This window comes from Clavibacter sp. MX14-G9D (assembly GCF_032917815.1).
In the GTDB taxonomy this organism is placed as follows: Bacteria; Actinomycetota; Actinomycetes; order Actinomycetales; family Microbacteriaceae; genus Clavibacter; species Clavibacter michiganensis_K.
Map to the genome: position 1 here is coordinate 1 of NZ_JAVCVL010000271.1, position 3,247 is coordinate 3,247.

Here is a 3,247-nt window from a genome sequence, read left to right on the forward strand (position 1 = left end):
CGGGCGACGCCCTCCCCCGCGACGGCCGCGCCGAGCCCCATGACCTCGTGCTGGGTCAGCGCCAGCGGCAGCCACCCCTCGCCGCGGTCGCGCGCCGCGTCCACGAGGGACTCCACCACGGCGTCGACGGGCGGGCGTCGGGGGTCCGCCGCGGCCAGCGCCTGGCCGAGCGCCCGCAGGGTGTCGTCGAGGCCGGCCCAGAGGAGGTCGGCCTTGGAGGCGAAGTAGTTGAAGAAGGTGGCGCGGCTGACGCCGGCGCGCTGCGCGATCTGCTCCACCGTCGTCGCCGCGTAGGTGTTCTCGAGGAAGAGCTCCGCGGCGGCCTCCTCGAGCGTCGCCCGCGACGATCGGCGCGGGCGGCCGGCGGGACGGGCGGAGGTCATGCGCCCATCCTGGCGCACGGGCGTCGTCCGGGACGCGTATTGTTGGACGCGGTACAGAAACCCCTCCCCGCGCCCGACCGGCGCTCCCATCGGAAGCACCCATGATCCCCACCTCGCGCGCCCGCGCCCTCGCGGGCCTCGGCGCCCTCGCCTCCACCGCCCTCGTCCTCTCCGGCTGCACCCCCGCCGCCCCCGAGGCGTCCACCACGCCCGTCTCCGGCGGCACGCTCGTCTACGCGTCGGGCGACGCCGAGCCCGAGTGCCTCGACCCGCACGTCGGCGGCAACTACCCGCAGGCGCTCGTGTCCTCGCAGTTCCTCGAGCCGCTCGTGTCGCTCGACGGCGAGGGCGGCATCACGCCGTGGCTCGCCGAGACCTGGACCTGGAACGACGACGGGCTCGGCCTGACGCTGCAGCTGCGCGAGGGCGTGGCCTTCACCGACGGCACCCCGTTCGACGCCGACGCGGTGGTCGCGAACATCCAGCACGTGCAGGACCCGGCGACGCTCTCCAGCACCGGGTACCTCGCGCTGCAGGCGGTCACCGACGCGACCGCCGTCGACGCGTCCACCGTGCAGCTGACCCTCTCCACCCCCGACAGCGCGCTCCTGGAGTCGCTCTCGCAGCCGTGGCTCGCCATGGAGTCGCCCGCCGGCATCGCCCGCGGCACCGACGCGAACTGCGCCCAGCCGATCGGCACGGGCCCGTTCGCCGTCGAGCGGTGGGACCGTCAGCAGTCCATCTCGCTGGTCCGCAACGACGACTACTCCTCGCCGCCCGCCGACGCCGAGCACACGGGGCCCGCGTACCTCGAGCGCATCGACTGGCGCTTCCTGCCCGACTCCGCCTCCCGCTACGCCGCGCTCCAGAGCGGCGAGGTCGACGTGATCGACAACGCGCAGCCCGACGCGATCGCGTCCGCGACGGCCGCCGGGACGCTCGGCGAGCTGGACGCGCCGCGGCCCGGCGCCTCCAACCGCATCGAGCTGAACTCCGGGCAGGCGCCCTTCGACGACGCGCGCGTCCGCGAGGCCTTCGTCCGGTCGGCCGACGTCGACGCCGGTATCACGGCCCTGTTCCAGGGCACGGCCGAGCGCTCCCACTCGCCGCTCGCGAGCACCGAGCCCGCCGGCGTCTCCGACCCCGACCCGTTCGAGATCGACGTCGACCGTGCGGGCCGGCTGCTCGACGAGGCCGGCTGGCAGGCGCGGGACGCCGACGGGATCCGCACGCGCGACGGCCAGCGACTCACCCTGCGCTTCCCCGTGAGCACCAACCAGTCGATCCCCGCGGAGCAGTCGCTCTTCGAGCAGATCCAGGCCACCACCAAGGAGGTCGGCTTCGACGTGCAGCTGGAGCCCATGGACCTCGGCTCCTGGTACGAGGCCCTCGGGGACGACGCGTACGAGCTCGTCAGCGCCCCCTACACGAAGGCTGGACCCGACGTGCTGCGGATCCTGTACGACACCTCGGGCATCACCCCCGCCCCGAGCGGCTACTTCGCGAACCACGCCAAGGTGTCGGTCCCCGAGATCGACCAGGCGCTCGCCGAGGCGCGCTCCACGACCGACCTGGACCGCCGGAACGCGCTCTACGCCGACGTGCAGCGCCGGGTGATGGAGGGGCACTGGATCCTGCCGCTCTACGACCAGCAGAACCACTTCCTGCTCGGCACCGACGTGCAGGGCCTCCGCGCGCTCCCGTCGGTGGCGACGCCGACGCTGTACGACACCTGGCTCGCCCGGTGACCCGGGGCCGCGCCACCGCGTCCCGCTCCCGCGTCCCCGCCCTCGTGCGGGCCGTGGGCGCGCGGATCGGCGGCGCGGCGCTCGTGCTCTGGGCGGTGGCGACGGTGACGTTCCTCGCCGTGCGGCTCATCCCGGGCGATCCCGCGCAGGCCGTCCTCGGCGGGCCGGGCTCGCAGGCCCCGCCCGAGGCGGTGGCCGCCGTGCGCGCGGAGTACGGCTTCGACCAGCCGCTGATCGTGCAGTACCTCGCCCAGCTCGGCCGGCTCCTCCAGGGCGACCTCGGCCGCTCGTACACGCTCCGCGAGGACGTGGCCGCGGTGCTCGCGCGCCAGCTGCCGGGCACGCTGCTCGTCGCGGTGCTGGCGCTCGTCGTCGCCTGGGTCCTCGCGCTCGGGCTCGCCCTGGTCTCCACGGGCGCCGGGCGCGTGGCGGGGGCGCTGGGGGCGGGCGTGGAGATCGTCGCCGCGTCGCTGCCGCACTTCTGGATCGGCGTGGTGCTGATCCTCGTGTTCTCCACCGGCCTCGGCTGGCTGCCCGCGGTGAGCGGATCGGGACCGGCAGGGCTCGTGCTGCCCGTGCTCACGCTGGCGATCCCGCTGGCCGGCTTCCTCGGCCAGATCATGCGCGAGGCGCTGCTGGACGCCCTGGACTCCCCCTTCGCGCTCGCCGCGCGCGCCCGCGGGGAGTCCGAGGCGGGCGTCCGGCTCCGGCACGCGCTCCGGCACGCGGCCGCTCCCGGCATCGCGCTGTCCGGCTGGGCGTTCGGCTTCCTCATCTCCGGCGCCGTGGTCGTCGAGCAGATCTTCGCCCGGCCCGGCCTCGGACGCACGGCCCTCTCGGCCGTGACGAGCCGCGACGTGCCCGTCATCGTGGGCGTCGTGCTCGTGGTGGCCGTGATCTACATCGTGCTCACCGCCGTGACCGACCTGCTCGCGCGCCTCGTCGACCACGTCCTGCACGGGGTGCGGGTACTCGACCACGAGGTCGAGGTCGATCACGGTGCCGCCGTCCTCCTCGGAGACCGTGACGCCGGGGCCGGTGCTGGTGCCGCGGATCGCCCGCGACGCGGCGTCGAGCGCCCGCGCGGCGGCGCCGCCCAGGTGATGCACGCCGGTG

Annotated in this window: 3 protein-coding genes; 2 read left to right on the forward strand and 1 reads right to left on the reverse strand. The window is 75.1% G+C overall.

Annotated features, from left to right (window positions below; genetic code table 11):
- Positions 1 to 383 (reverse strand): helix-turn-helix domain-containing protein (locus tag Q6969_RS14495; RefSeq protein WP_317231078.1); only part of this gene is annotated, 383 nt, incomplete at its 3' end.
- 101 nt (positions 384 to 484) lie between these two features.
- On the opposite strand from Q6969_RS14495, the gene Q6969_RS14500 reads away from it, so the two are divergent.
- Positions 485 to 2,131 (forward strand): ABC transporter substrate-binding protein, encoded by a 1,647-nt coding sequence (locus tag Q6969_RS14500; protein WP_317231079.1) that lies wholly within the window; start codon positions 485 to 487, stop codon positions 2,129 to 2,131.
- The coding region (locus tag Q6969_RS14505) for an ABC transporter permease (RefSeq protein WP_396335558.1) at positions 2,128 to 3,247 on the forward strand (1,120 nt) is incomplete at its 3' end. The genes Q6969_RS14500 and Q6969_RS14505, both read left to right, overlap by 4 nt.

What these genes read in the sequence shown, in the direction of transcription:
- Q6969_RS14500 (WP_317231079.1), top strand. Translation starts at nt 485, where the DNA reads ATGATCCCCACCTCGCGCGCCCGCGCCCTCGCGGGCCTCGGCGCCCTC.